Here is a 24605-nt window from a genome sequence, read left to right as displayed (position 1 = left end):
GTTATCGGTGGCGCCGCACGGAAAGCTAATCAGCTGATGGATTTAGCCGATAGTATCCGCGCCACTGACCTCGTCGCCATGGAGTGGTAGTACGTTGGAACAATTCCGCGGGGTCAGTCTACCTCACCGCCGTTTTGTCGGCGCGTCGCTTTTTCATTCGTCCCGCTGCGCTTAACTGCTATCCTGTCCCGCGATCGGCCCTGTGGTTACCATGAGACATCGCTATGCCTGAATGCCTTATTCCTGCGAAACGCCCCATTCCGTCCGCTTTGGCGCGGGGTACGCTACTGCCTGCGCTGCTGGTTATCGTCGCCGTCGCTGTCGGCTGTGCGCTGGTGTCGCCGCCCATCGGCTCGTGGCGAGAAATCCTGGCCAACCCCGGACTCTATATCGATTTGCTGGCGCTGCTGTTTCTGGTGTTTATGCTGTGGAGCTCAGCGAAGGTGCGGATGAGCCATATTGCCGTCAACTGGGTGCGCTATGGGCTGCTGCTGTGGATTGCCGGCGGCACGTTCGATGTGATGGATGAGATGGTGGTTCAGCCGCGCTGGATGGGCTACTACTGCGAAGATCTGCTGCGCCTCTCCGGGATGCTGCTGACCGTGGTGGGCGTCTACAAAATTATTGAGCGCATCAACCTGCTGTACGTTGACGCGCGCTCGCAATCTCTAAAAGATGAGCTCACTCAGTTGCCCAACCGCCGCTTTTTTATCGATACCATTCGCGAAAAGTCCGGACATGCGTTGGGGCTCATGATCCTGGATATCGATTTTTTTAAGAAAATCAACGATACCTGGGGCCACCTGGTGGGGGATGAAGTGTTATTTTCCCTGGGGAAACAGCTGGCGAAACTGACCAGCGAGCAGGTCCTGCCGGCGCGTATCGGTGGGGAAGAGTTTGCCATTATCGTCGATGGCCTGTCGGAGCCTGAGCTGCACGATCTGGCGCAGGCGATCCTCGACAATGCCCGCACCATCCTGATCAATCATCAAACACCGCTGTCGATCAGCATTGGCGTTGGAACCTGGCGGCCGGGCGAAGCGCAGGAGACGTTTATCCGCAAAGTCGACGAGGCGTTGTACAAGGCCAAGCACAACGGGCGCGGGCGCGTGGAGTGGGCGTAATATTCCGACACGGCAGGTTAGGCCTGCTGCGCGCTGCGGCAGTGTCGCCGATACTCTGACGGCGAACGCTCGGTGTAGCGTTTGAAGACCCGGCAAAAATAGTTGCTGTCGACAAAGCCGCAGTTATGGGCGATCTCTTTCACCTTCAGGTCATAGCCGCGCAGCAGCTGTTTTGCCTTTTCAAGACGCACCCGGGTCAGATATTCGTTAAATCCCACCGAGCCTGATTTCTGAAAAATATGCGAAAGATAGTTGGGCGTGATGTGAAAACGTCTGGCCACTGATTCCCGCGTCAGCGGCAGGCTCAGATTTTCCTCGAGATAGTCCTGAACGGCAAGAAACAGATCCCGGCTGCGACTGACGCGCATTTCCAGCCCAACCAGCTGTTCGCGACAGTGGCTCAGTAGCGCGGCGACCACCAGCCGGGCGGTCAGCGGATCGGGCTGCAGGCTGACTTCATTCAGGCTCAGCAGCAGGTAAGAGCCCACGCGCGGCCCGAGGCGGGCAACGCTTTGCTTCTCCGTGTGCAGGCTTTTCCCGTCCCAGCGCTGAATACTGAATCCCAGTTTCTGCCGGCCAAACAGGATACTCAGGGTAGTGGCCGGGCCGGTCCACTGCGGCAGCGTCCACTTTCCCGCCTGCACGTAGAGTACCTGCAGCGCGGTTAACGTCGAAGCGGCTAGCGGCAGCCCCTGTTCATTAAGCTGACCCTCCAGCACAATTTCCAGACGTGGAAACGGTACGTTGAAGGCAAGGGCAGGCACGGAGATATCCGGCTCAGGAAATCTCACCTGTAAGCGATCTTTTTGACCGATTAACCGATGCAGTATATCCGGCAGATCTTCAATCATTCTTTGCCCTCAGCATGCGCATTATCCTGTTGATGATAATCTATTTTTTCCTCCCCGGCAGCGTTTGTTAAGCCATTTTGCGCGGTGGATTCCCGGTCAGCTACAGCACAGGCATCGCCGAAAACGTGATTGTTGACGCCCATCACACTTTGTTGGCTCGCGTACGTATGTCCAGTTTTTCGTAGCGCTCGCCTCCTGTCATGCCGCGGATGGACCAGTAGAGTTTGTTTGTGTTATCGGAACGTTAAAAAGGAACGCAACATGAACTCATCATCAGCTAGCTTTCTCGATGCGTTAGGCGCCAGCCTGGCGCTCAGCGCGCAAATGAAACACGAGCTCGACACCCTCGGCTACACCGTTGTGCATAACGTCGTTGACGCCCAGTGGCTGAGCGAAATGCGACGGCTAATTGATACCCTGGTCGAGCGCGAAGGCGACAATCTGGCGATGGAACATCATCAGGAAGCGACCGCGACGCGGATCGCCAACCTGGTGAATAAGGGGGTTATCTGGGAGAAAGTCTGGGCTCATCCGCTGATCCTCTCCGCCTGCCGCTATATCTTCAACGGCGATTTTAAAGTCTCCAGCCTGAACGCGCGCGAGGCGTTATATAACGGCGGCCAGCAGCCGCTGCACGCCGACTGGAAAAAGCCGCGCCCGGATTTTCCCAAAGTCCACCTGGTGAATACCATCTGGGCGATAGACGATTTGAGCGCCGCCAATGGCGCGCCGCGGATAATCCCCGGTACCCACCTGCGTCCTGAGCTCCCGGAAGAGGTACTGGCCGACCCGGAGCAGGCCCACCCTGATGAAATCGTGTTTGCTGCGCCGGCCGGGAGCGTGATGATTTACAACGCTCACGCCTGGCACGGCGGCACGCGTAATCGTGAGGGCAGCAGACGACGGGTGCTGCATGGGTTATACATCGATCGCGCGGATACGCCGCAGCAGGACCAGCGGCGCTGGCTGACGCCCGAGACGGCCAGCCGCCTGACGCCAGCGCAAAAGTGGTTGCTGGATGTAGAGTAAGGCCCGTCGCCGGTCAGGGAAGTTCAACATAGACGACCGGCTTTTTCATGATGCTTTTCACGGCCTCGACGATCTGCTGCGGCTGCAGCAGGAAGCTCTTGATGCTGGTTTTAATCGTCCGCAGGCCGCGAAAGCGCTGGGCGTCGTCAATTTCGATATCCGTCACCAGCAGCACCACTTCGGCGCGGGCGATATCTTCTGCGGTAATGCGATTTTCAACGCCGAGCGCGCCCTGAGTTTCCACCTTAAGATGCCATTTTTCATGATGACCGACCTTTTCCAGCCGTTCGGCAGCCACATAGGTGTGCGCCACTCCGCTGACGCAGGCGGTGACGGCGATAATATTGAAGTCCATAACATCCTCCTGGCGTTAACCGCCGATAGTGACGTGGAATCCGGCCGCTTCGGCCATTACCCGATAAGGTTGAATGTCCGCTTCGTCAGGCGCTTTCACCCTGGCCAGCGCCCAGGGTTTGCCCAGCAGACGGTATTTGGGCTCGCCGTATTGATGAAATGGCAGCAGGTGCAATTCTGTAAGATTAAAAGGTGCGAGAAAGTTCAGAATCTGGCGAAAATTATCGACGCTCATGGTATAGCCCGGGATCAGCGGCACGCGTGGGATGAGGTTGATCTCTCTAGCCGCCAGCTGGCGAAAATTATCCAGTACCCGCGGCTGATTGATTCGCAGTAGCGACAGTGCCCGCTCAGGTTCCATGATTTTAAAATCAAATAACACCTCGTCGCAGGCTTCAGCCACCGGTAAAAAACGGTTGAAGGGCCCGTCGCCAGCGGTTTCGATGGCGGTGCGGATCCCCCACTGGCGCAGGCGCTGGAGAAAGCGGGCGGCAAATTCGGCCTGCATGAGCACTTCACCGCCGGAGAGGGTGACACCGCCGCCGGAGGCGCGGAAGAAGACTTCATCCTTCAGCACCTCATGAAGGAGGTTATCCAGCGTCATGTCGCGACCAATCTGCTCCCATGCCCCGGAGGGACACTCGGCGACATCCTGCTGGCAGCGGGCGCAACCCAGGCATTTACTCTGCCGGCGCAGGGTCTGGATCCTGGGTGACATTGACTCCGGGTTGGCGCACCACGGGCAGGTGTGGGGGCAGCCTTTGAAAAAGACCACCGTGCGGATCCCCTGGCCATCGTTGAGCGAGTAGCGCTGCAGATTAAAAATGCGCGCCCGGTCGGCGCGCGTCTCCATCACCTCACAGCTGATGCGCGGTGCGGCGGATAATGTCATCCTGAATCTCCTTCGACAGCTCAACAAAGAAGGCGCTGTAGCCCGCGACGCGCACCACCAGGCCGGCAAAGTCCTGCGGCCGTTGCTGCGCTTCACGCAGGGTGTCGGCATTGACCACGTTAAACTGAATATGCTGCAGCTTGAGCTTGCAGAAAGCCTGTAAAAAGTCTGCCAGCTTGTTTAGCCCGCCGTCGCCGGCCAGCGTCGCCGGGGTGAATTTAACGTTGAGCAGCGTACCGTTCGACAGCAGATAGTTATCCAGCTTGCTGACTGATTTCAGCACCGCCGTCGGCCCCTGGGCATCCTGGCCGACCATTGGCGACAGGCCGCCGTCCGCTAACTGTTCGCCAGCCAGCCGCCCGTCCGGGGTAGCCCCCACCACCGAGCCCAGCGGCACGTGCGCCGAGACGGTATAGGAGCCGGGCGTAAAACGCCCGCCGCGCGGATTCAGATATTGTTCCACCTCTTTGCAGTAAAAGCGCAGCAGATCGGCGCTGATATTATCGACGTCGTCGATATCGTTGCCGTATTTTTCAAAACGGTTGATCAACCGGGCGCGGATTTTCTCTCCCTCTGGCGTCTGGAAGTTGGCTTTCAGTACCGCCATCAGTTGGTCAAAGGTAAGGCGCTGCTGGTCAAAGACCATCCCCTTCAGGGCATAAAGCGAATCGCTCAGGTTGGCGATCCCGATGCCCTGGACGCCGGAGAAGTTATAGCGCGCTCCGCCGGCGGTGATGTCTTTACCGTGCTGCACGCAATCTTTAATGAACGAGGAGAGGAGAGGCACTGGCGCCCAGTCGCGATGGCCGATATCGCAGATATTGCTGCCCTCGACCATCAGCTTGATGTAATAGCGAATTTTGTCGCGCATCTGGCGGATAAGCCCTTCCCAGCTGACCTCCGGTTGTCCTTCATTTTCCTGCAGGACAAGTTCCATGACCTTCAGCAGGTTGAACATGGCGATATCATGCAGGCCGTAGGTGCGGCCGGGGATCGACAACTCGACGCAGCCGACCACCGCGTAGTCGCGGGCGTCTTCCAGCGACACGCCGCGATTGAGGAAGGCGGGGACCACCACCTCGTCGTTGAAAATCTGTGGAATGCCGGTGCCCAGGCGGATGGTTTCGGCGGTTTTACGCAGGAACGGGCGGTCAATCAGCTCGTTCACCCGCACGCCAAGATTCGGCTGCGGCAATTGCACGTTTTGATAGGCATCGAGGCATAAAAATGACAGCACGTTGACCGCGCTGCGCCCGGTTTCCGTTAGCCCACCGAGCAGGGCGGTATACCCGGTGGGAAAACCGGCGAAATAGCGTGCGCTACTGGAGGAGCGCAGCAGGACGATGTCGTTGCATTTTACCCAAAGCGACTCCAGCAGCTCCTTGAGCGACGCCGGATCCTGTCCTTGATTCAGCGACGCCTGATAAAACGGCAGCATGTACTGGTCAAAACGGCCGAGCGAAATGGAGCTGGCATTGGATTCGTACTGCAGAATGATGTTCATATACCAGAACAGCTGGCAGGCCTGGGGGAAGTCCGTTGGCCGGTGCTGCGCATTGTGGCGCGAAATCGCGGCGATGGTTAACAGCTCCCGCTGACGCTGCGGATCCTGACAGTGTCCAGCCATCTCCTCGGCCAGCGCGGCGTAGCGCAGAATATGGCGCTGAGAGGCCTCCAGCAGGATCAATACCGCCTGATAAAAAGGGTTATCAGGCTGCCGGTCGCAGTGTGATTGCATCTCCGCAACCAGCGCGTCCAGGCCATTATTCAACAGGTGCGGATAGTCGATAATGATATGGCCCTGGCCTTTATCGGTCTGGTTCACGCTGAATATTTGGGTGCTGACGGCGGCTTTGACCTCGTCGGTCATCTGGCCGTTGATGAAATCTTTCATTGAGCGCTTTTCCCAGTAGGGGAACAGCGTTTCCCGATAGACGCGCTTATCTTCTTCGCTTATCGCGAAGCGGTCCTGCGGTCGGGTCGGGAAGGTGTCGAGCTCGTTAAGCAGCCAGTAGGGATCCATCTCCGGCGACATAATGCCGGCCCGCGGTTTGATGGTACGGTTGCCGGCAATCAGTTCATCATCACGAATCGAAATGTCTACCTTATCGAGGATCCAGGCGGTGGCCTTCGCCCGGCGAATAATCACCGGCTCGCCCTCCGTTTGCCGATGGCTGGCGGTATAGAGCAGGGCGCGTTCAAGAGATATTTCGCGCGGTTGGGCGAACAGGCTGGCTTTCAGGCGTTGAGTACGATTCGTCATGACAAACTCCATGTTGTGGCGAAGGGCGCGCGGGCGCCCCTTTTAAGGCTTCAGGCTCGTTGGGAAAGGTGGCTGTCTATCTTGTTCATGATCGCGTCGGCGCGTTTGACCGCATCGCTGATATTGACGCGTACGATAGTTTTCCCGGCAAAACGCTCTTCGAATTTGATACCGATATCTTTGGTCAGAATGACCATATCGGCGGCGGCGATCTCTTCCGCGGTCAGCTCGTTTTCAATGCCGATAGAGCCCTGGGTTTCAACTTTGACCTGCCAGCCTTTGGCCTTAGCGGCGCTTTCTAACGATTCGGCGGCCATATAGGTGTGAGCCACACCCGACGGGCAGGCGGTGACAGCGATAATGTGGGTCATAATCTGTTCCTTCCAGTCTGTTAGTTAATTTCAAAATCAAGGTCTAATTCGTCGTCGGCTTTGGCGTCAGACGATTTCTTTTTAGCCAGCGCTTTCAGCACAATGACGCAGGCGGCGCTGACGCAAGCGCCGACCAGCAGCGCGGCGATAAAGCCGAGTTTGCCCTGGACCACCGGCAGCACGATGAGCCCGCCCCAGCCGGCGTAACACTGGGCGCCCAACAGCGCCGCGGTGACGCAGCCGCTGGCCGCGCCAATCATATTGGCCGGAATAACGCGCAGCGGGTCGGCAGCGGCAAAGGGAATCGCCCCTTCGGTGACCCCGACGCAGCCCATCACCAGCGCCGCTTTGCCGGTTTCCCTCTCTTCGGCGGTGAAATATTTGCGGCCGATCAGCGTCGCCAGTCCCATCCCCAGCGGCGGTACGGCGATGCCGACGGCGGCGATAGCCACTACGCTGTAGACCCCCTGTGAAACGCAGATCAGCATGAAGGCGTAGGCCACTTTGTTCACCGGGCCGCCCATATCAAACGCCAGCATCAGGCCCATAATGATGGCCAGCACCACGATGCTGCCTTCGCGCATGCCCTGCAGCCAGTTGGTCAGGTTTGCCGTGAGCGCGCCTACCGGTTCGCCGAGCCCCCACATCATGATCCCGGCAGTAATAAAGGTGCCGATGATGGGAATAATGAAAATCGGCATCACCGAGCGCAGCACCTTGTGGACCGGTATTTTTTTCAGGTAATAGACCACCAGACCGCCGATCATCCCAGCGATCAGCGCGCCAAAGAAGCCGGCGCCGAAGCTGTTACCTACCCAGGCGCCGATGGCGCAGGGGGCCAGCGCGGCGCGGTCGGCGATGGAGTAGCCAATGTAGGCGGCGAGAAAAGGGACCATCAGCGTCAGGCCGGCGACGCCAATATCAAACAGTTTCTTCAGGTTGGGATCGGTGGCGGCATCCGGAACCGCACCTTTGCCATACAACATGACGGACACCGCCAGCAGGATCCCGCCGGAGACCACGAAGGGGATCATATGTGACACGCCGGTCATCAGATGCTGGCGAGTATTTTTTAGTATTTGCACCAGTTCGTTCATTGCTTGCTCCTGAGCGCTGTAGGGTCCGTGACAGTATTGATGGCTCAACATTAGAAAAAGGGCGCCGCATAAAACAGTAGAGAAAAAGTGCATTTACTGGATATTTGTAAGGTTAGAAAAGAATTGCGATCCACCTCAAATCTTAGTGATGACAGGAGGAGTGAGCGCTAAAAGGGTGGAATTGTGATGGCGGGCATAAAAAAGTATCGTGTGTACAATAGTCCAGTAATTGCCAGTTTTGTCACCTAGTCCACTTGACCATCTTTCATTACCTTTTGGGGAATTAATGGATTACTCAGGAGGAAGGCGATGGCTCTGGTCATTGAATTTACATGTGATTTGCCCAACGGCGTGCATGCGCGTCCGGCCAGTCTGGTCGAAACGCTGTGTAACCGTTTTTCATCGGCAATTGAGTGGCGGAACCTGCGCTGCGATACCGGTGGCAATGCCAAAAGCGCGTTGGCGGTCATCGGCACGAACACCCTGAAGGGCGACACCTGCCAGCTGCTTATCAGCGGCGAAGATGAAGCCGAGGCTCACGCCGCGTTAACGGCCTTTCTGCGTGATGAATTTCCTCACTGCGACACGCCGCTGCCTACGGCACAAGCGCTGGACGTCCAGCCGGTGCCGGAGTCACTCTCACGCCTGAACCCGACGCTGTTCCATGCCAGTCCGGTCTGCGCCGGCAGCGCGGGGGGCAGGCTCATTCATCTAAAATCCCGCGATTTGCACGAGCTTGGCGCACTGCCCGTCGCCAGCAGTCCTGAACAGGAGCAGGCGGCACTGGATAACGGCCTGCGCCTGCTGGTGAAAGATATCGAACTGCGGCTGCTGGACAATGACGGCACCGCCAGCGCGATACTGGAAGCTCACCGTTCGCTGGCGACGGATGCCTCGCTGCGCCAGCATCTGCTCGGCGGGATCCTCACCGGTCTCAGCTGCGCCCAGGCGATCGTCGCCACCAGCGACCACTTCTGCGCCCAGTTCCGCGATTCCGGCAGCAGCTATCTGCAGGAGCGGGTGCTGGATGTGCGCGATGTCTGCTTCCAGCTGTTGCAGCATATCTACGGCGAAGCCCGTTTCCCGGCGCCGGGTCAACTGCGGGAAGCCGCCATTTGCCTTGCCGACGAACTCACCCCCAGCCAGTTCCTCGAACTGGATAAAACGCATCTCAAAGGGCTGCTGCTGCGCAGCGGCGGCACTACGTCGCACACCGTGATCCTTGCCCGCTCATTCAATATCCCGACCCTGGTGGGGGTTGACCTCGACGCACTGTTGCCCTGGGAGGATACTCAGGTGCAGATCGACGGCAACGCCGGGCTGCTGGTGGTCGACCTGAGTCCGGCGGTGGCGCGCTACTATCAGCAGGAGTCGTGGGTTCAGGCGCAGATCCAGCAACAGCAGCAGGTATGGCTGGATAAGGCGGGGCAGACGGAAGACGGTATCCGCGTCGAGATCGCGGCGAACATCGCCCATTCGGTAGAGGCGGTGGCGGCCTTCAACAACGGCGCGCAGTCGGTTGGCCTGTTCCGCACGGAGATGCTCTATATGGACCGGCCCGGCGCGCCATCGGAAGACGAACTCTACAACATTTTCTGCCAGGCGCTGGAGCCTGCCGCCGGGCGCAGCATTATCGTGCGGACTATGGATATCGGCGGTGATAAGCCGGTGGCCTACCTCAACATTCCGGCGGAAAATAACCCCTTCCTCGGCTACCGCGCGGTGCGCATCTATGAAGAGTACCAGGCGCTGTTTCATACTCAGCTGCGGGCGATTCTACGCGCTTCGGCGCACGGCTCGCTGAGGATCATGATCCCGATGATTTCCTCAATGGAAGAGATCCTGTGGGTGAAAGAGCGGTTGGCGGAGGCCAAACAGTCGCTGCGCGTCGAACAGATCCCGTTTGATGAAAAAATCCCGCTGGGCATCATGCTGGAGGTGCCGTCGGTGATGTTCATCATCGATCAGTGCTGCGAAGAGGTGGACTTCTTTAGCATCGGCAGCAATGACTTAACGCAATATCTGCTGGCGGTCGACCGCGATAATGCGAAAGTGACGCGCCATTACAACAGTCTCAACCCGGCCTTCCTGCGTGCGCTGGACTATGCCGTGCAGGCGGCGCACCGGCAGGGGAAATGGATCGGCCTGTGCGGCGAGCTGGGGGCCAAAGGTTCGGTGTTGCCGCTGCTGGTCGGCCTCGGCCTGGATGAACTGAGCATGAGCGCGCCGACGATCCCGGCGACCAAAGCGCGTCTGGCGCAGCTGGACAGCCGCGCCTGCCGTCAGCTGCTGAATCAGGCGATGCAGTGCCGTACCTCGCTGGAAGTGGAGCATCTGTTGGCCCAGTTCCGCATGCGCCAGCAGGATGTGCCGTTGATTAGCCGCCAGTGCATCACCCTCAACAGTGACTGGCGCAGCAAGGAGGAGGTGCTGAAGGGGATGACGGATAACCTGCTGCTGGCCGGGCGCTGCCGCTATCCGCGCAAGCTGGAGGCCGATCTCTGGGCCCGCGAGGCGGTGTTCTCCACCGGGCTGGGCTTCAGTTTTGCCATTCCGCACAGTAAATCCGAGCATATTGAGCAGTCGACCATTAGCGTCGCCCGCCTGGCGCAGCCGGTGAAGTGGGGTGATGAAGAAGCGCAGTTTGTGATTATGCTGACGCTAAACAAGCATTCGGCGGGCGACCAGCATATGCGCATCTTCTCGCGCCTGGCGCGGCGCATTATGCACGCCGAGTTCCGCCAGGCGCTGGTATCCGCAGAGAGCAGCGAGGCTATCGCGCAACTGCTGCGCCGCGAGCTGGAGTTGTGATCGGTTATCCGGCCCGCGCCGCTGGCCTGAGCCCGTGGATGCTGGTGGAGGTGGCGACGGGCCTCTCCCTATGTGCTCCCGGTGCCAGGAGAGACTTAACGCAGAAGACATATCGGGAGCGCCATCTGCCCGGACATAACACAGAACAACCGTTTTTCCGGGGCGAAACCGTTGCAAACTGATAACTGTATCGATTAATCCGGCTCTGACCGTCAGTCGGCCCGCGCAAGCGCCGCACCGCCGGGCGATGGCATCAGGCGCGGAGACGATGTTGTGCCGGGTGGCGGCTGCGCTTTCCCGGCCTACTCACTCCATTATCGTGCCTTTTGTAGCCCAGGTCAGCCGTAGCGCGACCTGGGAGCGGCCGGGATAATTACGCCAAAATAGCTTTGCAGACGGCGTCGCTGACCTGCTGCGTTGACGCGCTGCCCTGCATATCCGGCGTCTTCGGCCCGCTGGCGATCGTCTGCTCAATTGCCGCCAGGATGCCGTTGTGCGCAGCGTGATAGCGCGCATCGCCGTTCCCGAGAAAATCAAGCATCATCGCCCCGGCCCATATGGTGGCGATCGGATTGGCGATATTTTTACCGTAGATATCCGGCGCTGAACCGTGGACCGGTTCGAACAGCGACGGGAAGGTGCGCTCCGGGTTGAGATTGGCCGATGGCGCAATACCAATGGTACCGGTGCAGGCCGGGCCGAGATCGGAGAGAATATCACCGAACAGATTGGAGCCGACGACCACGTCAAACCGCTCCGGCTGCAGCACGAAGCGGGCGCAGAGAATATCGATATGCTGCTTGTCCCAGCGGATCTCGGGATAGTTTTTGGCCATCTCCACCACCCGCTCATCCCAGTAGGGCATGCTGATGGCCAGCCCGTTGGATTTCGTCGCCGAGGTCAGCGTTTTGCGTGGGCGGCTTTGCGCCAGCTCGAAGGCGTAGCGCAGGATACGGTCAACGCCCCGGCGGGTAAAGATCGACTCCTGAATCACCACTTCATGCTCGGTGCCTTCATTGGCGCGCCCGCCCAGAGCGGAATATTCGCCTTCGGTGTTCTCGCGCACCACGTAGAAATCGATATCCCCAGCCTTTTTCCCCGCCAGCGGGCAGGGGACGCCGGGAAACAGGCGCACCGGGCGCAGGTTGACGTACTGATCGAACTCGCGGCGGAACTTCAGCAGCGACCCCCACAGCGAGATATGATCAGGGACGGTATCCGGCCAGCCGACGGCGCCAAAGTAGATGGCGTCGAACCCCTGTAACTGCTCGCGCCAGTCGTCCGGCATCATCTTACCGTGATGAGCATAATATTCGCAGCTTGCCCACTCCATCTGCTCGAAGCTCAGCGCCAGATCCCACCGCTGCGCGGCGGCTTTCAGTACGCGGATCCCTTCAGGCAGGACTTCTTTGCCAATTCCGTCACCCGGGATGGCGGCAATACGACAGGTTTTTTTCATTCCGGTTCTCACTTTTTAGCGATGATGTTTGACCACCTGCTTATCCTATAATTGACTGATTCATAATTAATCACGCTAACTGGTGAAACATAAAACACAGATCATGAATAATCTGCCGCTGCTGAATGATTTACGCGTCTTTATGCTGGTCGCCCGCCGGGCCGGGTTTGCCGCCGCCGCTGAGGAGCTGGGCGTATCGCCGGCTTTCGTCAGCAAGCGGGTTTCGCTGCTGGAGCAAACCCTTAATGTGATGTTGCTGCATCGGACCACCCGCCGGGTCACCATTACCGAAGAGGGAGAGCGGATCTACGAGTGGGCGCAGCGCATTCTGCAGGATGTCGATGAGATGATGGACGAGCTCTCCGACGTGCGTCAGGTGCCGCAGGGAACGCTGCGGATTATCAGCAGCTTCGGCTTTGGCCGCCGGGTGGTGGCCCCCGCGCTGTCGGCGCTGGCGCTTCAGTACCCGCAGCTGGAGCTGCGTTTTGATGTTCAGGACCGTCTGGTGGATTTAGTCAATGAAGGGGTGGATCTCGATATTCGCCTCGGCGACGATATCGCGCCGAATCTGATTGCCCGCCAGCTGGCGCGCAATCACCGCGTGCTCTGCGCGTCGCCGCAGTTCCTCGCCCGCCATGCGCCGCTGAAACAGCTGAGCGATCTGGCGGCTCTGCCGTGCCTGGTGATTAAAGAGCGGGATCATCCGTTCGGCGTCTGGCAGCTGCATAGCAAAGAGGGCCAGCACGCCATCAAAGTGACCGGGCCGCTGTCGTCCAACCATGGCGAAATTGTTCATCAGTGGTGTCTGGACGGGCAGGGGATTGCGCTCCGTTCGTGGTGGGACGTCAGGGAGAATATCGCCAGCGGGCATCTGGTGCAGGTGCTGCCGGACTACTGGCAACCGGCCAACGTCTGGGCGGTTTACGTCTCCCGCCTGGCGACGTCGGCTAAAATTCGCACCACCGTGGAGTTTCTGCGCCACTATTTCCAGCAACACTATCCGCAGCATGAGCCGACGGCCAGGGCCGTCGGCAAAGACGATTAAACCCCAAGGCGGTCGCGCAGGCTGTAGTAGGCGGCGCCCATCGCGGTAAAGGGGATACGCAGGCTGCGGCCGCCCGGGAACGGGTAGTGCGGCAGTTTGGCAAAGGCGTCGAAACGCTCGGCGTCGCCGCGCAGCAGTTCCGAAATCAATCGTCCGGCGAGGTGGGTACAGGTGACCCCATGCCCGCTGTAGCCCTGCATGTAGTAGATGTTGCTATCCAGGCGACCAAACTGCGGCATCCGCGACAAGGTCAGCAGGAAGTTGCCCGTCCAGCGGTAGTCAATCTTCACCCCCTGCAGCTGTGGGAAGGTTTTCAGCAGCTTTGGCATAATCAGCCGCTCCACATCGTCCGGGTCGCGGGCGCCGTAGACCACGCCGCCGCCGTACAGCAGGCGGTTATCGCCGGTCAGACGGTAGTAGTCCAGCAGGTAGTTACAGTCTTCCACACAGTAGTTTTTCGGGATCAGCGAGCGGGCGACCTCCTCCGACAGCGGCGCGGTGGTGACCACCTGGGTGCCGCACGGCATGCTGCGCTTCGCCAGCTCCGGCTCCAGTTTGTCACCGAGATAGGCGTTGCCGGCGACGATCACATAGCGGGCAGTGACCTGGCCGCGGGCGGTGCTGACCACTGCCGGGCTGGTGTGCTGGATGCGGGTGACCGGCGACTGCTCATACACCCGGCCGCCGTTCAGGCGAATAGCGTCCGCTTCGCCGATGGCGAGGTTGAGCGGGTGAATATGGCCGCCGCTGTGGTCGAGCAGGGCGCCGACGTAGCGGTCGCTGTCCACTTCGCGACGAATCGCCTCTCTGTCCAGCAGCTCCAGCTGCGTGTTGCCGTAGCGCTCCCAGTTGGCTTTCTGTTCTTCCAGCGTCTCCAGCTGTTTATGGTTCATCGCCACGAACAGGCCGCCCGGTCGGTAATCGCACTGGATCTGATAGCGCTGGATGCGTTCGCGGATAATATCGCCGCCTTCGAACATCATGCTGCCGAGCATTTTCGCCGCATCCGGGCCGTAGTTTTTTTCAATCACGTCGATATCGCGGCTGTAGGAGTTAACCAGCTGACCGCCGTTGCGGCCGCTGGCGCCGAAGCCGATGCGCGCCCCTTCCAGCACCACCACGTCGTAGCCCATTTCGGCAAGATGCAGGGCAGATGAGAGGCCGGTGTAGCCGCCGCCGACGACGCAGACGTCGCAGCTTATCGATTCGTCCAGCGTCGGAAAGGGTTCATATTTGTTGGCGCTGGCGGCGTAATAGCTGGTGGTATGTTCGGTCATGATTAAGACTCCAGGGCAATCCAGATGGTTTTCAGTTCGGTGAATTTTTCCAGGGCGTGCAGCGACTTATCGCGCCCGTTGCCGCTCTGTTTGTAACCGCCGAAGGGGACGGTCATATCACCATCGTTATAGTTGTTGACGAAGACCGAACCGGCCTTCAGGCGGCGGCTCATGCGGTGGGCGCGTGAGAGATCGCGAGTCCATACCGCGGCGCCGAGGCCGTAGTCGCTGTCGTTGGCAAGCCGCAGCGCCTCGTCTTCGCTTTTGAATCGCGTTACCACCAGCACCGGGCCGAAGATCTCTTCCCGGCTGAGGGTGGAAGCCGGGTCGACGTCAATGAAAATGGTCGGGCCGACGGCGGCAGGCCATGGATTTTTCCGCCCGTCGAGGAACAGGGTGCTTTTACTTTCGCCGCCGCGAATAAAACTGTGCACGCTGTCGGCATGGGTGTTGTCAATCAGCATGCCCATGGTGGTGTTTGGGTCGAGCGGGTTGCCCGGCTGCCAGTGTTGCGCTTCGGTTTTCAGTCGCGCCAGGAACTCGTCGGCGATGCTCTCCTCCAGCAGCAGGCGGGTGCCGGCGATGCACACCTGGCCCTGGTTGTAGAAGATGCCGCCGGCGGTGGCGCTGACCGCTTTTTGCAGATCCGGGCAGTCGGCGAAGACGATGTTGGCGCTCTTGCCGCCCGCTTCCAGCCACACGCGCTTCATATTGCTGTCGCCGGCGTCTTTCAGCAGCTGCTTGCCGGTGCGGGTGGAGCCGGTAAAAGTAATGACCTCCACGTCAGGATGCAGGGCGAGCGCCTGTCCGGCCTCGTGACCAAAGCCGCTGACCACGTTCAGCACGCCGTCCGGCAGGCCGGCCTCTTTCGCCAGCCCGGCGAGGCGCAGGGCGGTGAGCGGCGATTTTTCCGACGGCTTAAGGATCACGCTGTTGCCTGCCGCCAGCGCCGGACCGAGCTTCCAGCAGGCCAGCAGCAGCGGGAAGTTCCATGGCACCACCGCGGCGATGACGCCAATCGGTTCGCGGACGATCATCGCCAGCTCGTTGCTGCCGGTGGGGGCCACTTCGCCATAGACTTTATCCAGCGCTTCGGCATACCAGCGGATGGCGCGGGCGGCGCCGGGAATATCGTCGCGCAGGCTGTGGCGAATCGGTTTGCCGGTATCCAGCGTTTCCAGCAGCGCCAGCTCTTCGCGGTGGGCCTCCATCAGGTCGGCGAAGCGTGTGAGAACCGCTTTACGCTGCGCGGGGACGGCCTGTGACCAGTCGCCGTTATCAAAGACCCGGCGCGCGGCCTTCACCGCCAGCTTGACGTCGGCTTTTTTGCCGCGGGCGACATGGGCTAACGTTTGCTGCGCGGCAGGGTCAATGGTTTCAAAGGTGGTATTATCGACCGCGGCGCAATATTCGCCGTTAATAAATAATCGTGTTTCAATGGCCAGGCTTTTCGCTTTTTCCTGCCAGTAAGCCAGGTGCTGAAAATTCATCATGACTCCTTAAAAACATTATCGGCAAATTAATCATTTCGGCGTTTTCAGGCTGCACGGGGGTGCTGCGCCAGGCGCAGGGCATCGTGAATCCCCGGAGTTGAATACCGTTTTATTGCCCTAAATTTCGGCAGGTTGTCTGCATGCCGAATAATTCAGGGACGAGTCGCCATTCACGGCGTTAATTATTTCAGGGCCAGCAGGAAATAGGATTCCCTTCCGGCACAAACGTTATGACGGCGAGTTTTTCGCGGCGACGAAAATAAAATTTCCGCCGTCGCAGGTCTGAAGAAAGCCTGAACCTCGTTCAGGCTAACTATTCAGAATGTGGTGGGGGTGTGGGCACTGATGATGCGGCAGATGCCTGCCGAGGTGTTGCTGAAGCTGTGCGGGATGCCGGTGTTAATGGCATAGCTCTGTCCAGCCACCAGGTGGTACGACTGACCGTTAATGGTCAGCACGATCTCCCCCTCCAGTATGGTGCCTATCTCCTCACCCTGATGCTTAATCCTCTCCCCGGTCGTGGTTCCAGGCTGGTAAGTTTCAAAAATCATCGCCAGCGTACGGTTCGGATTTCCGTTATGAACCAGCTTCATGGAAACGCCCTGACTGCCCATTTCGATAAGGTCATCCTGATTAATGACCACCTGGGGTTCGTCCGGCTTTTCGGGTTCAGAAAAGAATTCCGAGAGCGACAGCCCATAGACTTTCAGCAGCTTTTGCAGCGTACTGATGGCGGGACTGACTTTGTCCTGCTCTATGGTGCTGATGGCACTATGTGTTAACCCAGACAGTTCGGCGGCACGACGCTGCGAGAGACCCAGCTGTTGGCGGATCTCTGACAGACGTTTCCCTGGCGCCAGTCCGTCATCGCTCATATTTGCATTTCCTTAACGGTAGTGGTCAGCGCCGCCGCTTTTCAGCATGATGGCCCTGACAGGCGGTGATAAAACCATCAAACAACATACGCGACAGGGCGTATTCGCTACTGTTCCATTCAGGATGCCACTGTACGCCCAGCGCGAAAGGGTGATCGTTCACGCTGACCGCTTCCACCAGTCCATCCGGCGCTCGCGCCTCCACGCGCAGCTGCGGACTCAGGGTTTTTGCCCCTTGTCCGTGTAGCGAGTTTACCCAAAACGTGTTGCAGCCCGGTATCAATTGCGACAGCAATCCTCCTTCCTGAACCTCAACCTGATGGGACGGGGCATACTGCTGCTCGACGGGCAGTTCAGGATCTTCGCGATGCTCCAGCAGCTCAGGCTGCTCGAACAGACGACGATACAGAGTCCCACCGGTGGCGACAACCAGTTCCTGCAGTCCACGACAGATGGCGAAAATGGGGATGCGCCTTTCGAGTGCGGCGTTAATCAGCGCCATGCTCAGAAGATCACGCCCGGGGTCGGCGTCAGGCTCATCGCCGTTTTCACCATAAAGGTGCGGCTGCACGTTACTGGGGCTGCCTGGCAGGTATATCCCGTCCAGTTTATCGACTAACGCGTTCAGCAGCTCCGGCTCCGCCAGCGCATGCGGCAGGGCGATCGGCAGTCCGCCGGCGTTAACAATTGCATTCAGGTACTTTTCTTGCAAGGTCTGGGTCTGGTGACCCTTAAGCCTGTTTCTACACATCACGACGCCAATAACTGGCTTGTACATTATATTTTCCATGATCGCCCTCACAAAGTGGACTAAATTATGACCGCTATAGCGGGTTTAACGGCCATATCGTTCAATATTTTCTCAATCTAGCAGTGGAAATAGCCCTTTGCAAACTTAATTTAACATTTGACAAACAATTTATTTGCATACACAGTCGATGGGGTGGACATTATATTTAACGGTCTGAGTGCAGGACCGAAACCAAACCAACGGCGGTGAATCATGGAAACCAATATCGTAGAAGTTGAGAATTTTGTTCAGCAAACGGAAGAGAGACGGGTCAGCGCGTTCGCGAAAGAAGTGAAGCGCTACCTCGAAACCTACCCTGATACCCAATATGTCGATGTCCTCCTCACTGATCTGAACGGCTGCTTCCGCGGCAAGCGCATCCCCGTTGCCGGCCTGAGCAAGCTGGAGAAAGGCTGTTATTTTCCGGCCTCGGTGTTTGCGATGGATATTCTCGGCAACGTCGTGGAAGAGGCCGGTCTGGGCCAGGAGATGGGCGAGCCGGATCGCAGTTGCATCCCGGTGCCCGGTACCTTAACGCCTTCAGCGGCCGATCCGCAGTCGATAGCCCAGGTACAGCTGACCATGGTTGATGAAGATGGCGCTCCCTTTGACGTTGAGCCGCGGAACGTACTCAACCGCCTCTGGCAGCAGCTGCGCCAGCGCGGGCTGTTCCCCGTGGTAGCGGTAGAGCTGGAGTTCTATTTACTGGACCGCAAACGCGATGCCGAAGGCTACCTGCAGCCGCCGTGCGCGCCGGGCACCGACGATCGCAACACCCAAAGCCAGGTCTACTCGGTCGATAACCTGAACCACTTTGCCGACGTGCTCAACGACATCGACGAGCTGGCGAAACTGCAGCTGATCCCCGCCGACGGCGCGGTGGCCGAAGCCTCGCCGGGCCAGTTTGAAATCAATCTCCACCATACCGATAACGTGCTGGACGCCTGCGATGATGCGCTGGCGTTAAAACGTCTCGTGCGTTTAATGGCGGAGAAGCATAAGATGCACGCCACTTTTATGGCCAAGCCTTATGAAGAGCATGCGGGCAGCGGGATGCATATCCACATCAGCATGCTGAACAATAAAGGGGAAAACGTGCTGGTGGACGGCGACGGGGAAGACTCCGCGCTGCTCAAACGCGCGCTGGCCGGGATGATCGATCTGATGCCGGCCTCGATGGCGCTGCTGGCGCCGAACGTGAACTCGTATCGCCGCTTCCAGCCGGGGATGTATGTCCCGACGCAGGCTTCCTGGGGCCATAACAACCGTACCGTGGCGCTGCGGATCCCGTGCGGAGAACGGCAGAACCACCGCGTGGAGTATCGCGTGGCGGGAGCGGACGCCAACCCGTATCTGGTGATGGCGGCGATTTTCGCCGGTATCCTGCACGGGCTGGATAACCCTCAGCTGCCTTTGCAGGAAGAGGTGGAAGGTAACGGCCTGGAACAAGAAGGGCTGCCGTTCCCGATCCGTCAGAGCGACGCGCTGTGGGAATTTATGCAGAACGATCACCTGCGTGAGCGTCTCGGCGAGCGTTTCTGCCACGTTTTCCATGCCTGCAAGCATGATGAATTATTGCAGTTTGAGCGTCTTATCACAGAAACTGAAATTGAGTGGATGTTGAAAAACGCCTGATGGTCGCCCCGCGAGGGGCGCATGAGTTGAGTCATGAGTAGCATCATACGGCCTGAGCGGAGCCTGGTCGTCCTTTTTGCTGGGAGCCCAGCCATTTCCCGGATGTCGCGTTAAGGAGCGCAGGCGGCAACGGGGCTTCAGTTAACGACACAGTGTGTGACGAGGAAATGAGATGATGCAGATGTTCAAATATCCGCAGGGAGAGGGAGGCCGCTCAGGCCGCATTGGATGCCAGCCAGCAACCGCTCACCGGTCCGTCTTACCCTTTTATTTATGCCTTACCCCCTTGCTAAGCAGGTTTGTCACGCGAACGTTGTGCCCGCAAACTGTTATCCGCAAGGGGGGAATGGTCGATGGCAATTAATCTTCCTGCGCATAACGCCGCTCAGGCGGGCAGACCGCGTCTGCGTAAATCCCTCAAACTCTGGCAAGTGGTGATGATGGGGCTCGCCTATCTGACGCCGATGACGGTGTTTGATACCTTCGGCATTGTCTCCGGCATCAGTAACGGCCACGTCCCGGCGTCGTATTTGCTGGCGCTGGCTGGCGTGCTGTTCACCGCCATCAGCTACGGCAAACTGGTGCGCCAGTTCCCGGAAGCCGGCTCTGCCTACACCTACGCGCAAAAATCCATCAGCCCGCACGTCGGCTTTATGGTCGGCTGGTCGTCGCTGCTGGATTATCTGTTCCTGCCGATGATCAACGTCCTGCTGGCGAAGATCTATCTCTCGGCGCTGTTCCCGGAAGTGCCGCCATGGGTGTGGGTGGTGACCTTTGTCGCCATTCTGACCGCCGCGAACCTGAAAAGCGTTAACCTGGTGGCCAACTTCAACACCCTGTTCGTGCTGGTGCAGATCTCGATTATGGTGGTGTTTGTCATTCTGGTGGTCCAGGGGCTGCACAAAGGCGAGGGGGTAGGGACCGTCTGGTCGCTGCAGCCGTTTATCAGCCAGAATGCGCATCTGATCCCGATTATTACCGGGGCGACCATCGTCTGCTTTTCGTTTCTCGGCTTCGACGCGGTGACCACGCTGTCGGAAGAGACGCCTGACGCCGCGCGGGTGATCCCGAAGGCGATTTTTCTCACCGCGATGTACGGCGGCATTATTTTCATCGTCGCGTCGTTCTTTATGCAGCTGTTTTTCCCGGATATTCATCGCTTTAAAGACCCGGACGCCGCGCTGCCGGAGATTGCGCTGTACGTGGGCGGCAAGCTGTTCCAGTCAATTTTCCTCTGCACCACCTTTGTTAACACCCTGGCGTCCGGCCTGGCGTCCCATGCCAGCGTCTCCCGTCTGCTGTACGTGATGGGCCGGGATAACGTCTTCCCGGAGCGCATTTTCGGCTATGTGCATCCGAAATGGCGCACCCCGGCGTTGAACGTGATTATGGTGGGTATTGTCGCGCTGTCGGCGCTGTTCTTCGACCTGGTGACCGCCACCGCGTTGATTAACTTCGGCGCGCTGGTGGCCTTCACCTTCGTTAACCTGTCGGTGTTCAACCACTTCTGGCGGCGCAAAGGGTACAACAAAACCTGGAAGGATCGACTGCACTATCTGCTACTGCCGATGGTCGGGGCGTTGACGGTAGGGGTGCTGTGGATCAACCTCGAGGCCACTTCCCTGACGCTCGGTCTGGTGTGGGCGGCGCTTGGTCTGCTGTATCTGGCTTATCTGACCCGTCGCTTCCGTAAACCGCCGCCGCAGTTCGATGCCGCCAAGGCGGAGCAGGCCTGGGAGTCCTAGAGCCTGACGCAGAAACCGAACAAAGGCAGGCCCGCAGGCCTGCCTTTGTTATGGCATCGGTAAGGGACAGTACAAGATGGTAAAGAAATCAGCAGAAAACGGCGGAGAACGGAAGGTATTATTTCTTCTTTTTATGGACAGGTAACTGACTGGCGCGCCGCTCTTTGAGGTACGACACCAGACTGTAGATGGCGACGCCCAGCAGCGCCACCGCGACGATAAAGAGAATAAGACCCGACATAGACCAACCTAAAATTCTGTTTAGAAAGGGAAAAAGATACAGGGCTCAGTTGAAGATAACATCGGGATATGTCTGAAAGATGACGCCTCATCGCGGGAATATCCGCCGCAGGGGTTGTGATAAAATATTTCCCGCAGGAATGTGACAGCCTGGGTTTCAGCTGAAAGGGCGTAACACTCCGTTAAGTGATTTTACAGAAGTGCGGCCAGCAGCGGGTTACGCTGAACGCGAATTAGAATGATCTGAGAGCAAGACATGTATAAGAAAACCCTCAGCCTGCTGGGCGTGGCGCTGGCGCTGACGGCCTTCGCCAGTCAGGCTGAAAATGAACGTCAGGCGATCCGCGAGCGGATCGTGGAGCAGGTCCTGAAACCGTGTGAAGGTAAAAAAGCGGGCGATAAGGTGGTGATCACCGATCGCCGCGGCGGCGAGCACGAGGCGATCTGTACCCTGGCGGCGGTTCCACTGCCGGAGTGAGTTAGCGATATCGCGGCGCCGGTTGCCCGGTTCGCGCGCTGGTAAACAGCGCCAGTCGCGTCTGCTCGAAAGCCTCCCACAATCCCAGGTCATGCACGGGCGGTAAGGTGACCTTTTCCCCCATCTCCAGTCCTCTGAGGGCGGCGTCAACCAGATCCTCGGTGGTCATGACCGTACCGGTGGGCAGGGCGTCCAGCGCCACGCCGGAGGTCGGCCACAGATCGGTGGCGGTCGCCGCCGGCAATACCGCCTGAATACGCACGCCGCTGTCGGCAAACTCATCCTGCAGGCCACGGGTAAAGCTCAACACCCACGCTTTGCTGGCGCTGTAGACCGCGCTGCCCGGCAGCGTATGCAGCGCGAGAATAGAGGCAATATTGATCAGCGTTCCGCGGCCCCGGGGAGCGAAAGCGGCCAGCGCGGCATAGCTCAGGCGCAGGAGCGCGGTGGTGTTGAGCGTATGAATCGCCTGGTGCTCGCGCGGCGTACTGGCGAGAAAGCCCGCCATTTTTGCCGTGCCGGCGTTGTTGATGAACAGGTCAATGGCGGGATCGTGCTGCAGACGCTGCTCCACGGCTTCAATGCCTTGCTCCTCGCTCAGGTCGGCCTTGACGATGCTGGCCCGGATGGCGTAGCGCGCCTGCAGCTGCCCGGCGAGCGCCTGCAGCCGATCTTCACGGCGGGCGGCGAGGATCAGATCGTAGCCGCGAGCGGCGAGTCGTTCGGCATAGATCGCGCCGATACCTGAGGAAGCGCCGGTGATAAAAGCAGTGTGCGATGACTGGGACATGAGTATTGCCTCTTAAAAGGTTGCATTATTAAACCAAATTCAGCATGAGATACTTGGTTTAATAATGCAACCATTTTGCCGGGCTTTTTTTATTTTTGCCTGCCGCGGGCAGCGATTAGTCGTTCAGCGGAACGGCGATGGTGATATCCGCTGGGGCCAGCTCACGGCCATCCGCCGCCTGCAGGACCAGTTTACGCAGGGGCTGGCGCTGCTGGCGGTCAATGAGCCGGGTTGCCGGTTCGTCAGGATCGAACAGAAAGTCATCCGCCCACTGGGAAAGGGCGACCAGCACGGTCTGCAGGGCGCGGCCCTTATCCGTCAGGACGTACTCCTGCCAGGCGCTGCCGTCGGAGGCCGGCTGCAGACGCAGGATGCCTTCATCCACCAGCATTTTCAGGCGTCCGGCGAGCATATTTTTGGCAATGCCGAGGTTTTTCTGGAATTCACTAAAACGGCACGCCCCGCGCAGGGCATCGCGGACGATAAGCAGCGACCACCAGTCACCGATAACGTCGAGGGAGCGGGCGACAGGACAGCAGCTGTTTTCAAGACGGGTACGTTTCACGAAAGCCTCCGGGTTAGTTGTTTCATTATAAAACTATTTGGTCGGCAGAGGAAATTTTCGGCGGCGGTCTGAGTTTGCGAGCGAATGCCAGGAAAAATGGCATAAATCCGTCACAATTAACCCGATGATAATAAATGACTAAGGATGAAGGGATGAAAAAACGTCTACTCGCCGCCGCCGTAGCCGGCGCGGTCATGTTATCCGCCGGCGCTCTGGCGCAGGACACGGCCGCCCCGGAGGGGTATCAGCTGCAGCAGGTGCTGATCATGAGTCGTCACAACCTGCGCGCGCCGCTGGCCAATAACGGTAGCGTGCTGGAGCAGTCCACCGCCAAAGCCTGGCCGCAATGGGATGTGCCGGGCGGCCAGCTGACCACCAAGGGTGGCGTGCTGGAGGTGTATATGGGCCACTATATGCGCGAATGGCTGGCGCAGCAGAAGCTGGTGACCAGCGGCGAGTGCCCGCCGGAAAACGCTGTTTATGCCTACGCTAACAGCCTGCAACGCACCGTCGCCACCGCGCAGTTCTTTATCACCGGCGCGTTCCCGGGCTGCGGCATTGCGGTGCATCATCAGCCGCAGATGGGCACCATGGACCCGACCTTCAACCCGGTTATCACCGACGACTCCCCGGCGTTTCGTGAGAAAGCGCTGCAGGCGATGGAAAAAGAGCGCCAGGGGTTGCAGTTGACCGAGAGTTACAAGCTGCTGGAGACGATGATCGATTACCGCAACTCGCCCTCCTGCAAAGAGAAGCAGGTCTGTTCCCTGAGCGAGGGTAAAGATACTTTTAGCGCCGGTTATCAGCAGGAGCCGGGGGTGTCCGGGCCGCTGAAGGTGGGTAACTCGCTGGTGGACGCCTTCACCCTGCAGTATTATGAAGGCTTCCCCAAAGACCAGGTGGCGTGGGGGGAGATCGCCAGCGATAAGCAGTGGCAGGTGCTGTCGAAGCTGAAAAACGGCTATCAGGATAGTCTGTTTACTTCGGTGGCGGTGGCGCAAAACGTGGCCAAGCCGCTGGTCAACTATATCGATAACGCGCTGGTGGGCGAGGGGGCCAGCAAGGCGAAAGTCACGCTGCTGGTGGGACACGACTCGAATATTGCCTCGCTGCTGACGGCGCTGGACTTTAAGCCCTATCAACTGCCCGGCCAGTATGAGCGCACGCCTATCGGCGGCAAACTGCTGTTTCAACGCTGGCACGACAGCGGCAGCAACCGCGATCTGATGAAGATTGAGTATGTCTACCAGAGCACCGAGCAGCTGCGTAACGCCGACCCATTGACGTTGCAGACCCCGCCGCAGCGGGTCACGCTGGCGCTTAACGGCTGCCCGGTCGATGACCAGGGTTTCTGTCCGCTGGAGACCTTTAAAAAGGTGATCAACGAGGCGGCGAAATAACGAAAAAACCCGGAGCAATCC

23 protein-coding genes are annotated in these 24605 nt (G+C 58.8%); 9 read left to right on the top strand and 14 right to left on the bottom strand.

The window, feature by feature from the left end; genetic code table 11:
- Positions 1-224: 224 nt before the first annotated feature.
- Complete coding sequence (locus ACOI7D_RS03330; RefSeq protein WP_085550664.1) at positions 225-1124, top strand: GGDEF domain-containing protein; 900 nt, start codon at positions 225-227, stop codon at positions 1122-1124.
- 17 nt (positions 1125-1141) lie between these two features.
- On the opposite strand, the gene ACOI7D_RS03325 is transcribed toward ACOI7D_RS03330, so the two are convergent.
- Complete coding sequence (locus tag ACOI7D_RS03325) at positions 1142-1975, bottom strand: helix-turn-helix transcriptional regulator (protein WP_023289071.1); 834 nt, start codon at positions 1973-1975, stop codon at positions 1142-1144.
- Between the two features lie 261 nt (positions 1976-2236).
- Between ACOI7D_RS03325 and ACOI7D_RS03320 the strand changes: the two genes are divergently transcribed.
- Positions 2237-3004: a phytanoyl-CoA dioxygenase family protein gene (locus ACOI7D_RS03320; RefSeq protein ID WP_109546478.1), complete on the top strand. Its 768-nt coding sequence runs from the start codon at positions 2237-2239 to the stop codon at positions 3002-3004.
- A gap of 13 nt (positions 3005-3017) precedes the next feature.
- Here the strand turns inward: ACOI7D_RS03320 and ACOI7D_RS03315 are convergent, their stop codons facing one another.
- Genes ACOI7D_RS03315 through ACOI7D_RS03295 form a run of 5 tightly spaced genes read right to left on the bottom strand, consistent with a single transcriptional unit; the run spans position 3018 to position 7981 of the window.
- Positions 3018-3359: a PTS fructose-like transporter subunit IIB gene (locus ACOI7D_RS03315; protein WP_109546477.1), complete on the bottom strand. Its 342-nt coding sequence runs from the start codon at positions 3357-3359 to the stop codon at positions 3018-3020.
- A gap of 15 nt (positions 3360-3374) precedes the next feature.
- On the bottom strand, positions 3375-4250 hold the full coding sequence (locus ACOI7D_RS03310) for a [formate-C-acetyltransferase]-activating enzyme (RefSeq protein ID WP_109546476.1): 876 nt from the start codon (positions 4248-4250) through the stop codon (positions 3375-3377).
- A complete protein-coding gene (locus tag ACOI7D_RS03305) occupies positions 4216-6513 on the bottom strand; it encodes a formate C-acetyltransferase (protein WP_109546475.1) in 2298 nt (765 codons plus the stop codon). Before ACOI7D_RS03305 ends, ACOI7D_RS03310 begins: the two co-directional genes overlap by 35 nt.
- Before the next feature lie 50 nt (positions 6514-6563).
- Positions 6564-6884: a PTS fructose-like transporter subunit IIB gene (locus ACOI7D_RS03300; protein WP_023289076.1), complete on the bottom strand. Its 321-nt coding sequence runs from the start codon at positions 6882-6884 to the stop codon at positions 6564-6566.
- A gap of 20 nt (positions 6885-6904) precedes the next feature.
- Positions 6905-7981: a PTS fructose transporter subunit EIIC gene (locus ACOI7D_RS03295; protein ID WP_023289077.1), complete on the bottom strand. Its 1077-nt coding sequence runs from the start codon at positions 7979-7981 to the stop codon at positions 6905-6907.
- A gap of 309 nt (positions 7982-8290) precedes the next feature.
- On the opposite strand from ACOI7D_RS03295, the gene ptsP reads away from it, so the two are divergent.
- Positions 8291-10792, top strand: coding sequence for a phosphoenolpyruvate--protein phosphotransferase (ptsP, locus tag ACOI7D_RS03290; protein WP_109546474.1), 2502 nt, complete (start codon positions 8291-8293; stop codon positions 10790-10792).
- 373 nt (positions 10793-11165) lie between these two features.
- Here ptsP and ACOI7D_RS03285 read toward each other — a convergent pair whose 3' ends face one another.
- A complete protein-coding gene (locus ACOI7D_RS03285) occupies positions 11166-12251 on the bottom strand; it encodes a tartrate dehydrogenase (RefSeq protein ID WP_048297201.1) in 1086 nt (361 codons plus the stop codon).
- Between the two features lie 82 nt (positions 12252-12333).
- Here ACOI7D_RS03285 and ACOI7D_RS03280 point away from each other — a divergent pair, with 82 nt between their 5' ends.
- Positions 12334-13296: a LysR substrate-binding domain-containing protein gene (locus ACOI7D_RS03280; protein WP_162543084.1), complete on the top strand. Its 963-nt coding sequence runs from the start codon at positions 12334-12336 to the stop codon at positions 13294-13296.
- Here the strand turns inward: ACOI7D_RS03280 and ACOI7D_RS03275 are convergent.
- The 4 genes from ACOI7D_RS03275 to puuD all read right to left on the bottom strand — a co-directional run bounded on the left by ACOI7D_RS03275 (position 13293) and on the right by puuD (position 17719).
- Positions 13293-14573 (bottom strand): NAD(P)/FAD-dependent oxidoreductase, encoded by a 1281-nt coding sequence (locus ACOI7D_RS03275; RefSeq protein WP_023289085.1) that lies wholly within the window; start codon positions 14571-14573, stop codon positions 13293-13295. The two genes, ACOI7D_RS03280 and ACOI7D_RS03275, sit on opposite strands and share 4 nt — an antisense overlap.
- Before the next feature lie 2 nt (positions 14574-14575).
- Positions 14576-16063, bottom strand: coding sequence for an aldehyde dehydrogenase PuuC (gene puuC, locus ACOI7D_RS03270; protein ID WP_109546471.1), 1488 nt, complete (start codon positions 16061-16063; stop codon positions 14576-14578).
- 320 nt (positions 16064-16383) lie between these two features.
- Positions 16384-16941 (bottom strand): HTH-type transcriptional regulator PuuR, encoded by a 558-nt coding sequence (puuR, locus tag ACOI7D_RS03265; protein WP_002898590.1) that lies wholly within the window; start codon positions 16939-16941, stop codon positions 16384-16386.
- A 25-nt stretch (positions 16942-16966) separates the two neighbouring features.
- Complete coding sequence (puuD, locus tag ACOI7D_RS03260; protein ID WP_072199196.1) at positions 16967-17719, bottom strand: gamma-glutamyl-gamma-aminobutyrate hydrolase; 753 nt, start codon at positions 17717-17719, stop codon at positions 16967-16969.
- Positions 17720-17944: 225 nt separating this feature from the next.
- Between puuD and ACOI7D_RS03255 the strand changes: the two genes are divergently transcribed.
- From ACOI7D_RS03255 to ACOI7D_RS03245, 3 genes are all read left to right on the top strand, one after another.
- Positions 17945-19366, top strand: coding sequence for a glutamine synthetase family protein (locus tag ACOI7D_RS03255; protein ID WP_002898595.1), 1422 nt, complete (start codon positions 17945-17947; stop codon positions 19364-19366).
- Between the two features lie 172 nt (positions 19367-19538).
- Positions 19539-19730, top strand: coding sequence for a hypothetical protein (locus ACOI7D_RS03250; RefSeq protein ID WP_071787205.1), 192 nt, complete (start codon positions 19539-19541; stop codon positions 19728-19730).
- On the top strand, positions 19720-21111 hold the full coding sequence (locus ACOI7D_RS03245) for an APC family permease (RefSeq protein ID WP_023289089.1): 1392 nt from the start codon (positions 19720-19722) through the stop codon (positions 21109-21111). Before ACOI7D_RS03250 ends, ACOI7D_RS03245 begins: the two co-directional genes overlap by 11 nt.
- A 118-nt stretch (positions 21112-21229) precedes the next feature.
- Here ACOI7D_RS03245 and ACOI7D_RS03240 read toward each other — a convergent pair whose 3' ends face one another.
- Positions 21230-21352, bottom strand: coding sequence for a small membrane protein (locus ACOI7D_RS03240; protein WP_002898600.1), 123 nt, complete (start codon positions 21350-21352; stop codon positions 21230-21232).
- 255 nt (positions 21353-21607) lie between these two features.
- Between ACOI7D_RS03240 and ACOI7D_RS03235 the strand changes: the two genes are divergently transcribed.
- The gene (locus ACOI7D_RS03235) at positions 21608-21829 is read left to right on the top strand and encodes a hypothetical protein (protein ID WP_023289090.1); all 222 of its coding nucleotides are present in this window, start codon (positions 21608-21610) and stop codon (positions 21827-21829) included.
- Position 21830: 1 nt separating this feature from the next.
- Here the strand turns inward: ACOI7D_RS03235 and ACOI7D_RS03230 are convergent, their stop codons facing one another.
- Both ACOI7D_RS03230 and ACOI7D_RS03225 read right to left on the bottom strand, forming a co-directional pair.
- Positions 21831-22619 (bottom strand): SDR family NAD(P)-dependent oxidoreductase, encoded by a 789-nt coding sequence (locus ACOI7D_RS03230; RefSeq protein WP_044522002.1) that lies wholly within the window; start codon positions 22617-22619, stop codon positions 21831-21833.
- Positions 22620-22734: 115 nt separating this feature from the next.
- A complete protein-coding gene (locus ACOI7D_RS03225; RefSeq protein WP_050532884.1) occupies positions 22735-23184 on the bottom strand; it encodes a winged helix-turn-helix transcriptional regulator in 450 nt (149 codons plus the stop codon).
- Positions 23185-23336: 152 nt separating this feature from the next.
- Here ACOI7D_RS03225 and agp point away from each other — a divergent pair, with 152 nt between their 5' ends.
- The gene (gene agp, locus ACOI7D_RS03220) at positions 23337-24584 is read left to right on the top strand and encodes a bifunctional glucose-1-phosphatase/inositol phosphatase (RefSeq protein WP_048334649.1); all 1248 of its coding nucleotides are present in this window, start codon (positions 23337-23339) and stop codon (positions 24582-24584) included.
- The last annotated feature ends 21 nt before the right edge of the window (positions 24585-24605 follow it).

The sequence above is a fragment of the Klebsiella sp. C360 genome, assembly GCF_048822415.1.
Classification (GTDB): domain Bacteria; phylum Pseudomonadota; class Gammaproteobacteria; order Enterobacterales; family Enterobacteriaceae; genus Klebsiella; species Klebsiella quasipneumoniae.
The sequence above is the reverse complement of the archived record's forward strand: the minus strand, read 5'-3'. Positions and strand labels throughout refer to the sequence as shown.

What these genes read in the sequence shown, in the direction of transcription:
- ACOI7D_RS03275 (WP_023289085.1), bottom strand. Translation starts at nt 14,573, where the DNA reads ATGACCGAACATACCACCAGCTATTACGCCGCCAGCGCCAACAAATAT.
- ACOI7D_RS03305 (WP_109546475.1), bottom strand. Translation starts at nt 6,513, where the DNA reads ATGACGAATCGTACTCAACGCCTGAAAGCCAGCCTGTTCGCCCAACCG.
- ptsP (WP_109546474.1), top strand. Translation starts at nt 8,291, where the DNA reads ATGGCTCTGGTCATTGAATTTACATGTGATTTGCCCAACGGCGTGCAT.
- puuR (WP_002898590.1), bottom strand. Translation starts at nt 16,941, where the DNA reads ATGAGCGATGACGGACTGGCGCCAGGGAAACGTCTGTCAGAGATCCGC.
- ACOI7D_RS03325 (WP_023289071.1), bottom strand. Translation starts at nt 1,975, where the DNA reads ATGATTGAAGATCTGCCGGATATACTGCATCGGTTAATCGGTCAAAAA.
- ACOI7D_RS03295 (WP_023289077.1), bottom strand. Translation starts at nt 7,981, where the DNA reads ATGAACGAACTGGTGCAAATACTAAAAAATACTCGCCAGCATCTGATG.
- ACOI7D_RS03315 (WP_109546477.1), bottom strand. Translation starts at nt 3,359, where the DNA reads ATGGACTTCAATATTATCGCCGTCACCGCCTGCGTCAGCGGAGTGGCG.
- ACOI7D_RS03320 (WP_109546478.1), top strand. Translation starts at nt 2,237, where the DNA reads ATGAACTCATCATCAGCTAGCTTTCTCGATGCGTTAGGCGCCAGCCTG.
- ACOI7D_RS03310 (WP_109546476.1), bottom strand. Translation starts at nt 4,250, where the DNA reads ATGACATTATCCGCCGCACCGCGCATCAGCTGTGAGGTGATGGAGACG.
- ACOI7D_RS03300 (WP_023289076.1), bottom strand. Translation starts at nt 6,884, where the DNA reads ATGACCCACATTATCGCTGTCACCGCCTGCCCGTCGGGTGTGGCTCAC.
- ACOI7D_RS03245 (WP_023289089.1), top strand. Translation starts at nt 19,720, where the DNA reads ATGGCAATTAATCTTCCTGCGCATAACGCCGCTCAGGCGGGCAGACCG.
- puuD (WP_072199196.1), bottom strand. Translation starts at nt 17,719, where the DNA reads ATGTACAAGCCAGTTATTGGCGTCGTGATGTGTAGAAACAGGCTTAAG.
- ACOI7D_RS03250 (WP_071787205.1), top strand. Translation starts at nt 19,539, where the DNA reads ATGATGCAGATGTTCAAATATCCGCAGGGAGAGGGAGGCCGCTCAGGC.
- ACOI7D_RS03330 (WP_085550664.1), top strand. Translation starts at nt 225, where the DNA reads ATGCCTGAATGCCTTATTCCTGCGAAACGCCCCATTCCGTCCGCTTTG.
- agp (WP_048334649.1), top strand. Translation starts at nt 23,337, where the DNA reads ATGAAAAAACGTCTACTCGCCGCCGCCGTAGCCGGCGCGGTCATGTTA.
- ACOI7D_RS03285 (WP_048297201.1), bottom strand. Translation starts at nt 12,251, where the DNA reads ATGAAAAAAACCTGTCGTATTGCCGCCATCCCGGGTGACGGAATTGGC.
- ACOI7D_RS03230 (WP_044522002.1), bottom strand. Translation starts at nt 22,619, where the DNA reads ATGTCCCAGTCATCGCACACTGCTTTTATCACCGGCGCTTCCTCAGGT.
- ACOI7D_RS03235 (WP_023289090.1), top strand. Translation starts at nt 21,608, where the DNA reads ATGTATAAGAAAACCCTCAGCCTGCTGGGCGTGGCGCTGGCGCTGACG.
- ACOI7D_RS03240 (WP_002898600.1), bottom strand. Translation starts at nt 21,352, where the DNA reads ATGTCGGGTCTTATTCTCTTTATCGTCGCGGTGGCGCTGCTGGGCGTC.
- puuC (WP_109546471.1), bottom strand. Translation starts at nt 16,063, where the DNA reads ATGAATTTTCAGCACCTGGCTTACTGGCAGGAAAAAGCGAAAAGCCTG.
- ACOI7D_RS03255 (WP_002898595.1), top strand. Translation starts at nt 17,945, where the DNA reads ATGGAAACCAATATCGTAGAAGTTGAGAATTTTGTTCAGCAAACGGAA.